Genomic DNA, 15,173 nt, shown 5'->3' on the forward strand with positions numbered 1-15,173 from the left:
CGGCGCCGCACGGCCCGTGGGTCGTCGAGGCTCGGGCCCGTGCGGCACCGGCATGGGCGGAGGATGCGCGGATCGAACGCGCGCGGGGCTGACCCCGACTACGGCTTAGCAAGCCGCTGCCTTACCACTCGGCCAATCCTCCGGGCGGGGCGGCCCGCGCGGTTCGCCGCCGCGCGCTCGAAGCGGCCGCCCCCGGTCTCACGCCCTCAGTGTGCGCCGGGGGCCCGGCCCCGCACCAACGGTTTTCTCCCCGGCGCCGACCGTGTGACCGGCCAGAACGCCAGCCCGATGACCAGCGAGATCGCATGGCCCAGATCCGTGTACGTGTGGTTGGTGACCAGCGGTACGGCGAACAACGCCACCGCTCCGGCGAGGTACGGCCAGCGCCAGGGCCGCGGCAGACGGTAGGTCAGGATGCCGACCGAGGCCGCGAGGCCGTAGCTCACCCCGATGTCGACGACGTGCGCCATGCTGCGCGGCACGTCGTGGTCCTGGATCGCCGCCAGCACCACGTTCTGGCTGATCAGGGTGGCCGCGACATGCGCGGTGGTGACGACGGCCAGCCACTTCACCGTGCCGAGCCAGCGCTCGACCGGCGCGTGGAACAGCTCGAAGAGCACGGCGTAGAAGGGCAGGCTCGCCGGATTCTCGATCCAGAAGGCGCTGCCGAGCAGCGCCCGCATCGGATGACGGGAGAGCTCGTGGAGATTGCTGCTGCTGCGGTGCAGCAGATAGTGCCCGAGAGCCTCCGAGGAGAGCGCGACGACCAGGCTGGTGAGCGTGATGATCGCCAGCCAGACATGCGTACCGGGTGACGAACGCACCCACGACCTGATCGGTCGGGACGGTTCGCCACCCGGCACATGAGAGGGAGATTCACTCGGCACATCTCTGTGCCTATCACCCCTTTATGGGGGAAACCTGAGAGAAAACCCCGAACTCAGAAATTGATCATGTGTCCCGCGATGCCGTGGATGGCTTCCTTGACGGCCTCGCCGAGGGTCGGGTGCGCGTGGACGTTGCGGGCGACCTCGTGGACGGTGAGGTCCCACTGCTGGGCCAGCGTCAGCTCGGGGAGGAGCTCGGTGACGTCCGGACCGATCAGGTGGGCGCCGATGATCTCGCCGTACTTGGCGTCGGCGACGATCTTCACGAAGCCGGTGGAGTCGCCCAGGCCGTGGGCCTTGCCGTTCGCCATGAAGGGGAACTTGGCGACCTTGACGTCGTACCCCTTCTCGCGGGCCTGCGCCTCGGTGTAGCCGAAGCTGGCGATCTGCGGCTGGCAGTACGTGGCGCGCGGGATCATCGGGTAGTCGAGTTCCATGGTCTCGGCGTCCGCGATGGTCTCGGCGGCGATGACGCCCATGGCCTCGGCGGTGTGCGCGAGCATCAGCTTCGCGGTGACGTCACCGATGGCGTAGATGTGCGGCACGGAGGTGCGGCAGCGGCCGTCGACGTCGACGGCACCGCGCTCGGTCAGCGCGACACCGGTGTTCTCCAGGCCGTACCCGGCGACGTTCGGGGCGAAGCCGATGGCCTGCAGGACCTTGTCGGCCTCCAGGACCTTCTGCGCGCCGTCCTTGCCGGTGACCGTGACGCGGACCTGCGGGCCGGACTCGTCGATCGCGTCGACGCGGGTGGAGGTGAGGACGTCGATGCCGAGCTTGCGGTACTGCTTGGCGAGCTCCTTGGACACCTCCTCGTCCTCCAGCGGCGCCATGCGGTCGAGAAACTCGACGATGGTCACCTTGGTGCCGTAGTTGTTCAGCACGTAGGCGAACTCGATGCCGATCGCGCCGGCGCCCGCGATGATGATCGACTGCGGGGCGTCCTCGGCGAGGATCTGCTCCTCGTAGCTGACGACGCGGTCGCTCAGGGAGGTGCCGGGCAGCAGACGCGCGGTGGCGCCGGTGGCGATGATGCAGTTGTCGAAGCTGATGGTCTGCGTGGTGCCGTCGGACTTCGCCACCTGGAGGGTGTTCGCGTCGAGGAAGGTGCCCCGGCCGTCGAACTCGGTGATCCCGTTCTTCTTCATCAGGAAGTGGACGCCCTTGACGCGGCCGTCCGCGACCGTGCGGCTGCGGCGGAACGCCTCGCCGTAGTCGAAGGACACGGTGCCGTCGACCTTGATGCCGAAGGTCTTGGCCTCGTGGTTGAAGATGTGGGCGAGTTCGGCGTTGCGCAGCAGCGCCTTGGTGGGGATGCAGCCGACGTTCAGGCAGACACCGCCCCAGTACTTCTCCTCGACGACCGCGACCCGCTTGCCCAGCTGGGCGGCGCGGATGGCGGCGACGTAGCCGCCGGGGCCAGCTCCGAGTACGACGACGTCGAAGCGGTCTGACATGACTGACTCCCGAGGGTGGTGAGGGTGTTCGGCACACGTACGAGCCCACAGTAGTCCGGTCGCTGCGGGCCGGCCGGGGACGCGAGGGAGGTCACTTGTAGGATGACTGGGCAACCGGGCGAATAGGGGTTTCGATGGCACTGAAGGCGGCGGGACGCACCTCCCTGGTGGACTCCGTGGTGGAGCAGCTGAGGGCACAGCTCGCCGAGGGCGAGTGGGCGGTCGGCGACCGCATCCCCACCGAGCACGAGCTCGCCCAGCTGCTCGGCGTCGGCCGCAACACCGTCCGCGAGGCGGTCCGGGTCCTGGTGCACTCCGGTCTCCTGGAGTCACGGCAGGGCAACGGCACCTTCGTCCGCTCCACCGCCGACCCGGCCGCCGTCCTCCAGGGCGTGCGACACGCGGGCGCCCGTGACGTCCTGGAGCTGCGGGCCGCACTGGAGGCCGAGGCCGCGCGGCTCGCCGCGGTCCGGCGGGACACCCACGACCTGCTGCGGCTGAGGGCGGCCCTGGCCACCCTGCGCGAGGAGGGCGACCGTGACGCGGACGCCGACCTGGCCTTCCACCTCGCGGTCGTCGAGGCCACCCACAACACGGCCTTCCGCGAGGTGTACCGCTTCTTCTCCACCCAGGTGCACGAGGTCCTGGTGGACGGGCTCGGCGACCGGGCGATGCCGCCGGTCGACATCGACCTGCACGAGGCGGTCGTCGTGGCCATCGAGAACGGCGACGCGGAGGCCGCGGAGGCGGGCGCCCGGGAACTGCTGCGGCTGCCGATGGAGACGCACGCGGCGCTGTCCGAGGAGCGGTCGGGCGGTGCACTGTGACGGCCGACGCGAAGCTGCCCGCCGGATCGGGGCCGTCGGGGTCGAGGCCGTCCGCGGCAGGGCTGTCCGGATCGGAGCCGTCGGGGGCGGGGCCGTCCGGATCGGTGCTGTCCGGACCGGGGCCGTCCGCGGCACTGTCGGTATCGGAGCCGTCGGGGTCGAGGCCGTCCGCGGCAGGGCTGTCCGGATCGGAGCCGTCGGGGGCGGGGCCGTCCGGATCGAGGCCCTCCGGATCGAGGCCCTCCGGATCGCGGCTGTCCGCATCGGAACCGTCCGGAGCCCGGCCTGGGGTCGGCGCCGCGGTCGGGGGCCGGCCGTTCGCCGCGGAAGCGGCCGCGCGGCGGGCGCGGCTCGCGCACCCGGCGCTGCTCATGGGCGGCATCGTGCTGGCCTCGCTCAACATGCGCGCCGCCCTCGCGAGCGTGTCGCCGCTGGTGGGCGAGCTGGCGGAGACGTACGGGCTGTCCTCGGCCGCCAGCTCCCTGGTGACCTCGGTGCCGGTGCTGTTCCTGGGGCTCGGCGCGCTCGTGGCGCCCTGGCTCGGCCGGCGCCTCGGTGCCGAGCGGGTGCTGCTCGGGGCGCTGCTGCTGCTCGGCGCGGGCATCCTGGTGCGGATCCTGCCGTCGGCGGCCGCGCTCTACTGCGGCGGCGTGCTGGTCGGAACGGCGATCGCACTCCTGAACGTGCTGATGCCGGGCCTGATCAAGCGGGACTTCCCGGACCGGGCCGCGTCGATGACCTCCGTCTACACGGGCGCGATGATCGCGGGCGCGACCGTCGTCGCGGCCTCCTCCGTCCCGCTCGAACGCGCGCTGGGCGGCTGGCAGGCCTCGCTCGGCTTCTGGTCGCTGCTCGCGGCGGGGGCGGCGCTCGCCTGGCTGCCGCAGGTGCTGATCGCCCGGGGCCGTACGGGCCGCGAGGGGCGGACGGCCGGCCCCGTGACGCCGGCCCGCTCGGTGTGGCGGTCGGCGCTGGCCTGGCAGGTGACCCTGTTCATGGGACTGCAGTCGCTGTGGACGTACGTCCTGATCGCCTGGATGCCGACGATCTTCACGGACCACGGGATGAGCCGGTCGGCCGCCGGTGTCGTCTTCGCCTTCAACAACCTGCTGCAGGTGGTGGGCGCCTTCGCCGTGCCACTGCTCGCCGGCCGGATGCGGAGCCAGCGCCCGCTGGTCGTCCTGGTGACCATGCTGGTCGCGAGCGGCTACGCGGGCCTCATGGGCGCCCCGGTGCAGGGCGCCTGGCTGTGGTCGGCGCTCCTGGGCGTCGGCCAGGGCGGGGCGGTGGGCCTGGCGCTCACCCTGATCGTGCTGCGCACGGGCGACGCGATGACCGCGTCGCGGCTGTCCGGGATGGCCCAGACCGTGGGCTATCTGATGGCCGCCGCGGGCCCGTTGGCCGCCGGGGCGCTGCACCAGGCGACGGGCTCCTGGACACCGCCGATCGTCGCCGTGCTCGGCGTGTGCGCGACGGCGCTGGCCGTCGGTCTGCTCGCGGCCCGGAGCCGTACGGTCTGAGTCCCGTACGGCTCCGGTGCCGCGGCCGGTGGGGCTACTCCTCGCCCGCGAGGGTCATGGTGCGCAGCTTGCGGCCCGCGAACCAGGTCGCGCCGACGGTCACCGCGACCAGCAGCACCACCGCCGTCGGCAGGGCCACCTCGGAGGTGATGAGGCTGTCGCCGGTCACCTTCTCGGCGAGGGCGAGCGCCCACTGCTGGACGCTGAGGGTGCGGGCGCCCGCGATCAGGGAGCCGAACAGGGCCTCCCACACCAGGGCGTAGACCAGGCCGATGACGACCGCGTGCCGGCTGACCGTGCCGAGGAGCAGGAACAGCGCGCTGTACGCGATGGAGGCCACCAGGGCCGCCACGGTGTAGGCGACCGCGACCTGCTGCCCGTTGCCGTTGAGGACGAAGCCGGCGATCAGCGTGGGCACGGCGGAGAAGACCATGGTCACGGCGACCGCGACGAACAGCTTGGTGACGATGATCGTCGGGCGTTTCACCGGCTTGGCCAGGAGGTAGACGATCGAGCCGTCGTCGATCTCCGGGCCGATCGCGCCGGTGCCGGCGATCACGCCGATCAGCGGCACCATCGTGGCCAGCGCGAAGCCGCCCAGGACGTTGGCGGCGACCTGGTCGTCGGCGCCGTTGAACATGCGGACGGCGGCGGCGATCACGATCAGCATCGCGGGCAACGCGAAGAGGATCAGGGCCCGTCGGCGGCCGAGGAGGGCCCGGTAGGTGAGCCGGGCAACAGTGGGGTTGTACATCGGTCGGGCTCCTTTCAGGCCGCTACGAGATACGAGAAGACGGATTCGAGGGACTCGTCGGAGGGCGAGACCGTCAGGAGCCGGATGCCGCGCTCCTTGGCGACCTTGGGCAGCAGCTCGGTGAACCGGCCGAAGTCCACGGCCTGGACGCGCAGGGCGCCCTCCTTGTGGTCGACCTCGATGCCGGCCGTCGACGGGTCGGCGATCAGCGCGGCCGCCAGCGCCCGGTCGTCACTGGACCGGACGAGATAGCGGTGCGGCCGGTCGGTCATCAGCCGGCGGATGCGGCGGAAGTCGCCGGAGGCCGCGTGCCGTCCGGCCACGATCACCTCGATGTGCGAGGCGAGCTGCTCGACCTCCTCCAGGATGTGCGAGGAGAACAGCACCGTGCGGCCCTCGGCGCCCATCCGGCGCAGCAGGTCCATCAACTGCATGCGCTGGCGCGGGTCCATGCCGTTGAACGGCTCGTCGAGCAGCAGCACCGACGGCTCGTGGACGAGGGCCGAGGCCATCTTCACGCGCTGCCGCATGCCCTTGCTGTACGTGGCGATCTTGCGGTCCTGGGCGTACTCCATCTCCACCGTGGCGAGGGCCCGTTGGGCCTCCTTGTCGCCCAGGCCCTGCAACTCCGCGTTGGCGACGACGAATTCGCGGCCGGTGAGGAAGTCGTACATCGCCTCCCGCTCGGGAACGATGCCGATCTTCTTGTAGACCGACTCGTTGCGCCAGATCGCCTCGCCGTCGAGGGTGACGGTGCCGGTGGAGGGGTCGAGGAAGCCGCCCATCATGTTGATGAGGGTGGACTTCCCGGCGCCGTTGGGACCGAGCAGGCCGGTGACGCCGGGGCCGATGGTCATGGTGACGTCGTTGACGGCCACCACGTTGCCGAACCAGCGGGAAGCGTGGTCGATGTGGATCGAGGTCACAGCCCGACCTTTCGGTAGCGGCGCATGAGCACGCCGTACGAACCGGCGATGAGCGCGAGGACGACCAGCAGATAGACCACGCCGGCTCCGGCGCCCGGAGCGGCGTCCGCCCCGCCGGGGAAGGCGGAGGGAGCGCCGAGGAAGGCGGTCTGCACGCCGTCGATGAGGGTGATCGGCGAGAAGAGGCCGATCCACTTGATGGCGTCGAGGTTGTCGGTGCCGTAGGCGATTCCCTGGAGGGTGGAGACCGCCCCGTAGGAGATCACCAGGATCGCGATGACGGCGGCGACACCGAAGCCGCGACGGGGGGTGAGGGCCGCCATGACGAGGCCGATGCCGCCGAAGAGCAGCGAGAGCAGCGCCACGGAGACGAGGCCCTGGCCGAACATCTGCGTCTGCTCGCCGAAGTCCATCTTGGCGAGCAGCGAACCGATCCAGAGAATCAGCAGCGGGGAGGCGGTGAGGATGAACATCGCGGAGGCCATCGCCCCGTACTTGGCGAGCACGTAGTCCACGCGCTCGATCGGGCGGGCGAAGTAGAGCGGAACGGTGCGGAACCTGAGGTCCCGGGAGACCGACTGCGGGGCCTGGGCGGCCACGAAGATGGCGATCACCATCTGGAGGTAGATCGCGTACTGGGTGTACTCGATCGACAGCTTCGCGGACTTGGTGACGACCGCGACCGCGACGATGATCAGTGCGGGCACGCACATCACCGCGAACAGCAGCATCGGCAGCACCTTGGACTTGGCGCTGCGGCCGAGTCCGTACGCGCCGCGCAGCGACTGCGAGAACAGCGCCCGGCGGGCCGAGGAGCGGCCGAGGCGCGGGCCGTCGTAGCCGCGGTAGCCGATGTTGTGGATCTGCGTGGTCTCGGGGGTCCGCGCGGTGTCGGGGGTCTCGGAACTCATCGCGCCGGCACCTCCTCCTGCTGCTCGGCCTGCGGCTTGAACACCTCGGCGATGTGGTGGCGGCGCTGCTCCATGCGGACGAGGCCGAGGCCGAGTCCGGCGACGGTGTCCCGGACGAGGTCGTAGGTGTCCTCGCCGGTGGCCTCCAGGAGCAGGATGTGACCGGCGCCGGGCAGCCCGTCCTCCACGCCCGCGTGCAGGGTGACGCCCGCCGCGGTGAGGGCGGCGCGGAGCGCCTCGGTGCCGTCGGGGTGGGCGTCGGAGTCCGTGACCTCGACCGCGAGGGTCGTGGTGCTGCGGGTGAAGTCGCTGGTCGAGCTGGAGCGGAGCAGCCGGCCGCCGTCGATGACGACGACGTGGTCGCAGGTGCGCTCCAGCTCGCCGAGCAGGTGCGAGGTGACGAGGACCGAGATGCCGAAGTCGGTCCACACCCGCCGGATCAGGCCGAGCATGTCGTCACGGCCGACCGGGTCGAGGCCGTTGGTCGGCTCGTCGAGCAGCACCAGCTGCGGGTCGTGGACGAGGGCCTGGGCCAGTTTCACGCGCTGCTTCATGCCGGTCGAGTAGCCGCCCATGGGGCGGTAGCGCTCCTCGTACAGGCCGACGTGGCGCAGGGTGTCCGCGGTCCGCTCGCGGGCGGCGGTCGCGGGCAGCCCGGACATGCGCGCCATGTGGACGACGAACTCGGTCGCCGAGACGTCGGGCGGCAGGCAGTCGTGCTCCGGCATGTAGCCGACGCGCTCGCGGATCTGGGCGCCGGAGGTCGCGACGTCGAGTCCGAGGACCTCGGCGCGGCCTTCCGTGGCGGGGGACAGACCGAGAAGGATCTTGATCATCGTGGACTTGCCGGCTCCGTTGGCACCCACCAGTCCGGTCACACCGGGCCCGATGTCCAGGGAGAGCCGGTCGAGAGCGGTCACCCGGGGGAACCGCTTGCTGAGGCTTTCGGTAGCGATCACAGTCACGCATTCGACGGTAGTGGCGTGCGTCACGGCGGGCGTCAGCCCAACGGCTCGATCCATGTCCGACTCCAGGCGTACACGCCCGTAGGGGAGGAGCGACCAAGGTCTCGTTTTCCACAGGCCTGTGCACGCCTCTTGACGCAGCCGCCGAGCATTGTCACATTCATCGATGTCAAGTTACGGACGCGTAGCGCATCCGGACGCTCACACAGGACGGGCGGGGTGGCATGGCAGCGGCAGGTACGGCAGCGGGCGCGGCGGTGACGCGCGGACTCACCGCGGAGCTGCGCGGGTTCAGAGAGGTGCAGCGGCTCGCATACGCGTGCGCGGAGGCCGTCGCGGCGCAGCTCAAGCCGGGCGTGACCGAGCGCGAGGCGGCCCGGATGCAGCGGGAGTGGCTGTACGAGCGCGGGGTGAAGGACTGGTTCCACCGGCCCTTCGCCTGGTTCGGGGACCGCACCGCCTTCGTCGACTTCAGGATCCCGCTCCAGTTCTTCCCGACGAACCGGCGCCTGGAGGCCGGGATGCCGTTCATCCTGGACATGGCCCCGGTCCACAAGGGCTACACGGCGGACATCGGCTACTCGGGCTCCCTGGGCCTCAACCCCGTCCACGACAAGCTGCTCGCCGATCTCAGGGAGCATCGCGAGCTGATCCTGCGCGAGGTGCGCGAACGCCGCACGCTGCGCGAGATCTACGAGGACGTGGACCGGCTCATGGTCCGCCAGGGGTACGCCAATCGGCACCGGGCCTATCCGTTCGGCGTCATCGCCCACAAGATCGACCGCGTGAAGGAGCGCCGCTGGGCGCCCACGCTGTTCGGCTTCGGTACGCAGTCCCTCAAGGGCCTGGCGAGCGACGCCCTGCACGGCCACCGGGACGGCTGGTCGCCGCTGTGGTCGCCGTACAAGTTCTCCGACCACCCGCCCATGCCGGGCCTGTGGGCGGTCGAGCCGCACCTCGGATTCCGGGGGACGGGCGCGAAGTTCGAGGAGATCCTGGTCGTCACCGACTCCAAGGACCCCGAGCAGAGCGCGTTCTGGCTGGACGACGACCTGCCGCACGTGCGGCGCTGGAACGAAGGAGCGGTCTGATGGGGGCGAACACCGGACTGGGCGGCGCGCGGGAGCGCTGGGTCCGCACCGGCGGGATAGATCTGTGCGTGGCCGAGCTGGGCGACGAGAGCCGGCCGACGGTGCTGCTCGTGCACGGCTATCCGGACTCCAAGGAGGTCTGGTCGGAGGTCGCGCCCCGGCTCGCCGAGCGGTTCCACGTGGTGCTGTACGACATCCGGGGACACGGCCGCTCCACGGCGCCGACCCCGCTGCGCGGCGGCTTCACGCTGGAGAAGCTGACCGACGACTTCCTGGCGGTCGCGGACGCGGTCAGCCCGGACCGGCCGGTGCACCTGGTCGGCCACGACTGGGGCTCCGTGCAGTCCTGGGAGTTCGTGACGGTCCCCCGCACCGAGGGCCGGATCGCCTCCTTCACCTCGATGTCCGGCCCGTCCCTCGACCACTTCGGGCACTGGATCAAGAGCCGGATGACGCGGCCCACCCCGCGCCGGGTCGGCCAGCTGCTCGGCCAGGGCGCCAAGTCCTGGTACGTGTACATGCTGCACACCCCCGTGCTGCCGGAGCTCGCCTGGCGCGGGCCGCTCGGCCGGCGCTGGCCCAAGATCCTGGAGCGCGTCGAGCGGGTCCCCGCCGGCGACTACCCCACGCCGTCCCTGCCCGGCGACGCGGCGCACGGCGCCTGGCTCTACCGCGACAACGTGCGGGCGCGGCTCTCCCGCCCGCGGGCCGACGCCTTCGCGCACGCGCCCGTGCAGCTGATCACGCCGACCGGCGACGCCTTCCTCTCCGAGCGGCTCTACGACGACCTGGCCGACTGGGTGCCGGACCTCACCCGGCGGACCCTGCCGGCCAAGCACTGGGTGCCGCGCACCCGGCCCGACCAACTGGCCTCCTGGATCACCGAGTTCGTCGAGGCGAACGAGGACCCGGCGACCAGGGCGCCGAGGACGGCGGCGACGAGCGGGGTGCGCCCGGAGTACGCGGAGCGCTTCGGCGGCCAGCTGGTCCTGGTGACCGGCGCGGCCAGCGGCATCGGCCGGGCCACGGCCTTCGCGTTCGCCGAGGCCGGCGCCCGGGTGATCGCGGTGGACCGGGACGCCGAGGGCGCGGCCCGTACGGCCGAGATGTCCCGGCTCATCGGGGCGCCCGAGGCCTGGGGCGAGACCGCCGACGTCGCCGACGAGCAGGCGATGGAGAAGCTGGCCGCGAAGGTGGCGAGCGAGTACGGCGTGGTCGACGTGCTGGTCAACAACGCGGGCATCGGTCTGACCGGCTCCTTCTTCGAGACCACGAGCGAGGAGTGGAAGCGGGTCCTCGACGTCAATCTGTGGGGCGTGATCCACGGATGCCGCGTCTTCGGCGCCCAGATGGCCGAGCGCGGCCAGGGCGGCCACATCGTCAACACGGCGTCCGCGGCGGCCTTCCAGCCCTCGCGCGCCCTGCCCGCGTACAGCACGTCCAAGGCGGCGGTGCTGATGCTGAGCGAGTGCCTGCGGGCCGAGCTCGCGGACCGGGGGATCGGGGTCTCGGCGATCTGCCCAGGCATCGTGAACACCAACATCACGGCGACCGCGCGGTTCGCCGGCGTCACGGACGAAGCCGAGGAGAGGCGGCGCCAGAAGAAGGCCTCGCGGCTCTACGGGCTGCGCAACTACCCGCCGGAGAAGGTCGCGGACGCGATCCTGCGGGCGGTGCTGCACGACCGGGCCGTCGTCCCGGTGACCCCGGAGGCCCGCGGCGCCCACCTGATGGCGCGGCTGGCCCCGGGCGCGCTGCGGGCGCTGGCCCGCTGGCAGCCGCCGGCGTAGGCGCTCCGCGCGGGGGCTTCCTGTGCGGGGCGGTCGTACGATCCCTCGCAGGAGGGCCCTGGCAGGTCGGGGTGGAGGAGCGGTCGGTGGGAGCGGGTTTGCCCGAGCAGTCAGCACAGCCGGAGTACCGGATCGAGGATCTGGCCCATCACAGCGGGGCCACGGTCCGGACCATCCGCGCCTACCAGGACCGCGGCCTGCTGCCCCGACCGGAGCGGCGCGGCCGGTCGAACGTGTACCGGGACACGCACCTCGCCCGGCTGCGCCAGATCGCGGACCTGCTGGACCGCGGCTACACCCTGGCCTCCATCAAGGAGCTCCTGGAGGCCTGGGACGCCGGGCGCGGGCTCGGCGGGGTGCTCGGTCTGGTCGCCGAGGTCGACGGCCCGTGGACGGACGAGGAGGCCGACCGGATCTCGCGGTCCGAGCTGGACGCGCGCTTCGGCGGCGAGCCCGACGAGGCGGCCGTGCGGGAGGCGATCGAGCTCGGGGTCCTGGAGCGCATCCCGGACCGGGACACCGAGGAGTACCTCGTGCCGAGTCCGCAAGAGCTTGCGGTGGCCGCCGAGTTGTACGCGGCGGGCGTTCCGCTGGCGGCGATCACCGGGCACCTGAGGGAACTTCGCGGGCAGGTCGAACACATCGCCTCGCGCTTCCTGGAGTTCACGACGGAGCACGTCTTCGCGCGCTATCTGGAGCACCGGCCGCCGACGGACGCGGACGCGGCCGAGGCGGCCACCCTGGTGCGGCGGCTGCGGCCGCTCGCCCAGCAGACGGTGGACGCCGAACTGGCCCGCGCCATGCGCCTGTTCGCCACCCGCCACCTGCAGTTCCACCTGTCGCCCGACGCGCCGCCGCCGACGGGCCGTGAGCCGCGTTCGGTGGCGCTGCCACCGGAGACGATTCGGGCCGTGGAACGCCTCGTCGGCCCGGAGAACGTGGCGGCGTTCGTCACGGCGGCGACCGAACGAGAGGTGCAGACCAGAACATTGGACACTCTTGCCTCAAATGCCGCACATGACAGGCAAATCGGCCAAGACGCCTGAGGGCGGCGGGCTGTTGTCCACAGAATTGCCAAGTGGCCTGTGGATAAACCCACTTGGCTGTGGATCAAACCTGGGGCTTCAATGCATTCATGAATGACGAGAAGCGCACCGTGAAGGTGTCGAAGTACCTCTCGAAGCACCTGCGCCACCAGCCCGAACGCATCGGGCTCGTGCTCGACCCGCAGGGCTGGACGGAGATCGACGCGCTCCTGGAGGCCGCCGCCGCCCACGGCTTCCCGATCACCCGCGCCGAGCTCGACCACGTCGTCGCCGCCAACGACAAGAAGCGCTTCGCGATCGAGGGCACCCGCATCCGCGCCAGCCAGGGCCACACGGTCCCGGTGGACCTCGGCCTGCCGGCCGTCGAGCCGCCCGCGTACCTCTACCACGGTACGGTCGCGGCCAGCCTGCCCGCCATCCGGGCCGAGGGCCTGCGGCCCATGGCCCGCCACCACGTGCACCTCTCGCCCGACCGCGAGACCGCCACCCGGGTGGGCGCCCGCCGCGGCCGTCCCGTGGTGCTGAGCGTCGACGCCGGCGCCATGCACCGCGCCGGCCACGTCTTCCACGTCAGCGCCAACGGCGTCTGGCTCAGCGACGGCGTCCCGCCCGAGTTCATCCGCTTCCCCGGCTGACCGCCCTGCCCGGTTCCGGGCAGAGCTCGTCCCCCAGCACACCCTCACCCCTGGCTCTCGCGCAGCGTGCGGTGACACACGGCTCCGCGGGACCGCCCGTCACGCACGTACGCTCGTCGGTATGACCTTGCGCCTCAGCACCGTGATCCTTCCCGTCGACCGCTGGCACGAGGGCGGGCGTGCCACGTGGCAGCGGGCCGAAGACCTGGGCTTCCACGCCGGCTACACCTACGACCACCTGTCCTGGCGCTCCTTCCGCGACCGCACCTGGTTCGGCGCCCTGCCCACGCTCACCGCCGCCGCCACCGCGACCGAGCGGATGCGCCTCGGCACGCTCGTCACCTCAGTCAAGCCTTGTTCACCTATCGCAGCCTGACCTGGGGAAACATACGTAGGGGCGACTTGGTCGCGCCCGAAGCGGATCAGATCGCGATGATTCGGACGCGGTTACCGCACAGCTTGGTCATGTCGTCGACGTCCGACGTGAGCATGGCCACCGGGCCTGGCTGGCGGATCGCCAGCTCAGCGACGGTGGCATCGATCGCGTACTTGTGGCCGTGCAGGCCGGCCTCTTTCAGCAGCCCGGCGGCGGCCCTGGCCGCCTGCTCGGTCACCGCTTCGACCTTGACCTGGGAGAGGACCCAGTTCAGTCGGGCGGTGTTCACCCGGGCGTGCATGACTTCCACGATGGTGTTGGCACAGACCACGAGATCGGCAGCCATCGAGTGGAAGGACCGGATCATCGCGAGCACGGCCCGGTCTTGCGAGATCCAGGCAGACAGCCCTTGGGAGTCCAGTACGACGGTCTCGATGCGGTGGCTCACGCGGCGCTCGCCGGCTCCTCGTGCCCGGCCGGGCCGAAGATCCTGGCCCGGGCCGCGGCCAGCTCCTCGTCGGTGAACGCGCCGTGCTCCTCCTCGTAGCGGCGCAGCTCCTCACCGAGCAGCTGGTGTCTGATCTGGCGGGCGACCGCCTCCGCGACGTAGCCGGAGACGTTGTCCGTGAGCCTCTTCAGCTCCGCCACCTGTTCGGTGGGCAGAGTGACCGTGATGCGGGTCGTATCAGCCATGGAGTCAGCATACTGCGGTATGCAGGCCGTCTGTCGGGCTTCTCCGCGTACGACCTCAGCGTCGTCCCGCGCTGAGCAGTTCACTCAGGCGGTCGCCGATCACGGACACCCCAGGGCGCGGGTCGCTCTCGTAGTACCAGGGCTTGCGTCGGCGTAGCAGCGCGTCGCCGTGCTCGCTCCAGGTGAATCCGGGCTTCCTCAGCAGTTTCCGGAACACGGTGTCCGCCGTCTCCGGGTGAGCGGCGGCCAGCCGGCGGATCGGCAGTGGCGTGATCGACTCCTCGCGCAGGTACGTGCGCAGCAGGTCCTGGTGCTGTCTGCGACCCGTGAGGGCGGGGTCTGCGAAGAGGTCCCGCAGCATCCCGTAGTCGGCGTAGAAGTTGAGCCCGTCGACCTGGTCGTAGATGACGCCGACGGTGTCCGAGTCCGCCAGTTCTGACGGCAGCTCGAAGAAGGGCAGGTCGAGGCCGGGGAACCGCTCGCGTCGGGCACGGCTGGGCTGTGCGGCGACGGCTGCCTTTTGGCGGTGGTGGTAGTAGGCGTTGAGGAGGTCCTCGGCTTCGGCAGGCGGAAGGACCAGTTCGTCGCCACCGCAGAACTCGACGAACGCTGCCCGGTCCTCCCGCATCAGCTTCCACCCCTGCTCGATCTTCTCGGGGTTGCGGAAAACCAGTTCGGGGTGGTGCGTGGCCAGTTGCAGGGCTGCTTGGGCGATCTCGGTGGCGCTGGACCTGGGGTAGCTCGTCATCGCCCCGGACACCAACCACGCCCCGTCGGCCGAGTGGACGGGTACCAGGCAGGTATGGAGGAATCCCCCCTTGGACACTCCGCGGAAGGCCACCCGGCCGACGTTCGAGTACGTGCGGTACTCCAGGTCGTCTACAAGGTTGAGCAGGACGATGGCATCCCCGTCCTTGCGCCGAATCTCGAAGATGCCCTCGACCGGGCCACGCCAGCCGAGCAGCATCTCCCGCTCGGCCGTGGTCAAGTCCTTCCGGCCGGCGACGAACCGGTCCACCACGGTCGAACCGTCCGGCAGGCGGTACCGCAGGATGAAGTGGTCGGTGATCCGGATCGCCTCACCCTCGTCCAACTGCCTTTCAGGCCCAGCGGCCTCCAGCAGGAGGGGTGTCAACCACCGGTCGAAGCGGGCACTCTGCGCGAAAGTGACCAGCCGCCCCTTCAATTCGGTGCTGCGCTTGATGAGATCAGCCAATGACGGTTCATGGGCGCCCTGACGTGCGCCCTGTGCGGCCTCGGCCACGTTCAGCCCTTTCGTACGAGCCGGTTCCGTG

The 15,173-nt window shown here is 70.9% G+C and carries 14 protein-coding genes, 1 tRNA gene and 2 pseudogenes; 7 read left to right on the plus strand and 10 right to left on the minus strand.

Annotated elements, in window-relative coordinates:
* Positions 1-57 precede the first annotated feature (57 nt).
* The 3 genes from AB0M16_RS19250 to lpdA form a co-directional block, all read right to left on the minus strand.
* Positions 58-142, minus strand: a tRNA-Ser gene (locus AB0M16_RS19250).
* A 64-nt stretch (positions 143-206) separates the two neighbouring features.
* Positions 207-887, minus strand: a complete 681-nt coding sequence (locus AB0M16_RS19255) for a rhomboid-like protein (protein ID WP_365344319.1) — start codon at positions 885-887, stop codon at positions 207-209.
* 53 nt (positions 888-940) lie between these two features.
* A complete protein-coding gene (gene lpdA, locus AB0M16_RS19260) occupies positions 941-2,344 on the minus strand; it encodes a dihydrolipoyl dehydrogenase (RefSeq protein ID WP_365344321.1) in 1,404 nt (467 codons plus the stop codon).
* Between the two features lie 134 nt (positions 2,345-2,478).
* Here lpdA and AB0M16_RS19265 point away from each other — a divergent pair, with 134 nt between their 5' ends.
* Positions 2,479-3,171 (plus strand): GntR family transcriptional regulator, encoded by a 693-nt coding sequence (locus tag AB0M16_RS19265; RefSeq protein ID WP_365344323.1) that lies wholly within the window; start codon positions 2,479-2,481, stop codon positions 3,169-3,171.
* Between the two features lie 329 nt (positions 3,172-3,500).
* A pseudogene (locus AB0M16_RS19270) lies at positions 3,501-4,691 on the plus strand (MFS transporter); the annotation flags it as partial.
* Positions 4,692-4,725: 34 nt separating this feature from the next.
* Here the strand turns inward: AB0M16_RS19270 and AB0M16_RS19275 are convergent.
* From AB0M16_RS19275 to AB0M16_RS19290, 4 genes are read right to left on the minus strand one after another with little or no spacing between them, the layout of a single operon-like run.
* Positions 4,726-5,445, minus strand: a complete 720-nt coding sequence (locus AB0M16_RS19275) for an ABC transporter permease subunit (RefSeq protein ID WP_365344326.1) — start codon at positions 5,443-5,445, stop codon at positions 4,726-4,728.
* Between the two features lie 14 nt (positions 5,446-5,459).
* Positions 5,460-6,371 (minus strand): ABC transporter ATP-binding protein, encoded by a 912-nt coding sequence (locus tag AB0M16_RS19280; protein WP_365344328.1) that lies wholly within the window; start codon positions 6,369-6,371, stop codon positions 5,460-5,462.
* Positions 6,368-7,282 carry an ABC transporter permease gene (locus AB0M16_RS19285; protein ID WP_365344330.1) on the minus strand — a complete coding sequence of 305 codons (915 nt, stop codon included), beginning with the start codon at positions 7,280-7,282 and terminating at the stop codon, positions 6,368-6,370. The genes AB0M16_RS19280 and AB0M16_RS19285 overlap by 4 nt, the downstream gene beginning before the upstream one ends.
* A complete protein-coding gene (locus tag AB0M16_RS19290; RefSeq protein ID WP_365344415.1) occupies positions 7,279-8,241 on the minus strand; it encodes an ABC transporter ATP-binding protein in 963 nt (320 codons plus the stop codon). Before AB0M16_RS19290 ends, AB0M16_RS19285 begins: the two co-directional genes overlap by 4 nt.
* Positions 8,242-8,471: 230 nt before the next feature.
* Here AB0M16_RS19290 and AB0M16_RS19295 point away from each other — a divergent pair, with 230 nt between their 5' ends.
* From AB0M16_RS19295 to AB0M16_RS19315, 5 genes and pseudogenes are all read left to right on the plus strand, one after another.
* The gene (locus AB0M16_RS19295; protein WP_365344332.1) at positions 8,472-9,338 is read left to right on the plus strand and encodes a M24 family metallopeptidase; all 867 of its coding nucleotides are present in this window, start codon (positions 8,472-8,474) and stop codon (positions 9,336-9,338) included.
* Positions 9,338-11,128: an SDR family oxidoreductase gene (locus AB0M16_RS19300; RefSeq protein ID WP_365344334.1), complete on the plus strand. Its 1,791-nt coding sequence runs from the start codon at positions 9,338-9,340 to the stop codon at positions 11,126-11,128. The genes AB0M16_RS19295 and AB0M16_RS19300 overlap by 1 nt, the downstream gene beginning before the upstream one ends.
* 98 nt (positions 11,129-11,226) lie before the next feature.
* The gene (locus tag AB0M16_RS19305) at positions 11,227-12,174 is read left to right on the plus strand and encodes a MerR family transcriptional regulator (RefSeq protein ID WP_365344336.1); all 948 of its coding nucleotides are present in this window, start codon (positions 11,227-11,229) and stop codon (positions 12,172-12,174) included.
* Between the two features lie 89 nt (positions 12,175-12,263).
* Positions 12,264-12,809 carry an RNA 2'-phosphotransferase gene (locus tag AB0M16_RS19310; RefSeq protein ID WP_365344338.1) on the plus strand — a complete coding sequence of 182 codons (546 nt, stop codon included), beginning with the start codon at positions 12,264-12,266 and terminating at the stop codon, positions 12,807-12,809.
* Positions 12,810-12,930: 121 nt separating this feature from the next.
* A pseudogene (locus AB0M16_RS19315) lies at positions 12,931-13,155 on the plus strand (LLM class flavin-dependent oxidoreductase); the annotation flags it as partial.
* Between the two features lie 76 nt (positions 13,156-13,231).
* Here the strand turns inward: AB0M16_RS19315 and AB0M16_RS19320 are convergent.
* Genes AB0M16_RS19320 through AB0M16_RS19330 form a run of 3 tightly spaced genes read right to left on the minus strand, consistent with a single transcriptional unit; the run spans position 13,232 to position 15,142 of the window.
* Entirely contained in the window at positions 13,232-13,633 is a 402-nt protein-coding gene (locus tag AB0M16_RS19320; RefSeq protein WP_365344340.1) for a DNA-binding protein, read from the minus strand.
* Positions 13,630-13,878, minus strand: a complete 249-nt coding sequence (locus AB0M16_RS19325) for a hypothetical protein (RefSeq protein ID WP_365344342.1) — start codon at positions 13,876-13,878, stop codon at positions 13,630-13,632. Before AB0M16_RS19325 ends, AB0M16_RS19320 begins: the two co-directional genes overlap by 4 nt.
* Before the next feature lie 55 nt (positions 13,879-13,933).
* The gene (locus AB0M16_RS19330) at positions 13,934-15,142 is read right to left on the minus strand and encodes a hypothetical protein (protein ID WP_365344344.1); all 1,209 of its coding nucleotides are present in this window, start codon (positions 15,140-15,142) and stop codon (positions 13,934-13,936) included.
* Positions 15,143-15,173: the final 31 nt, after the last annotated feature.

This window comes from Streptomyces sp. NPDC051921 (genome assembly GCF_040680975.1).
Taxonomy (GTDB): Bacteria; Actinomycetota; Actinomycetes; order Streptomycetales; family Streptomycetaceae; genus Streptomyces.

Coding starts and splice junctions, on each gene's coding strand:
- lpdA (WP_365344321.1), bottom strand. CDS start 2,344: ATGTCAGACCGCTTCGACGTCGTCGTACTCGGAGCTGGCCCCGGCGGC.
- AB0M16_RS19265 (WP_365344323.1), top strand. CDS start 2,479: ATGGCACTGAAGGCGGCGGGACGCACCTCCCTGGTGGACTCCGTGGTG.
- AB0M16_RS19275 (WP_365344326.1), bottom strand. CDS start 5,445: ATGTACAACCCCACTGTTGCCCGGCTCACCTACCGGGCCCTCCTCGGC.
- AB0M16_RS19285 (WP_365344330.1), bottom strand. CDS start 7,282: ATGAGTTCCGAGACCCCCGACACCGCGCGGACCCCCGAGACCACGCAG.
- AB0M16_RS19295 (WP_365344332.1), top strand. CDS start 8,472: ATGGCAGCGGCAGGTACGGCAGCGGGCGCGGCGGTGACGCGCGGACTC.
- AB0M16_RS19300 (WP_365344334.1), top strand. CDS start 9,338: ATGGGGGCGAACACCGGACTGGGCGGCGCGCGGGAGCGCTGGGTCCGC.
- AB0M16_RS19310 (WP_365344338.1), top strand. CDS start 12,264: ATGAATGACGAGAAGCGCACCGTGAAGGTGTCGAAGTACCTCTCGAAG.
- AB0M16_RS19325 (WP_365344342.1), bottom strand. CDS start 13,878: ATGGCTGATACGACCCGCATCACGGTCACTCTGCCCACCGAACAGGTG.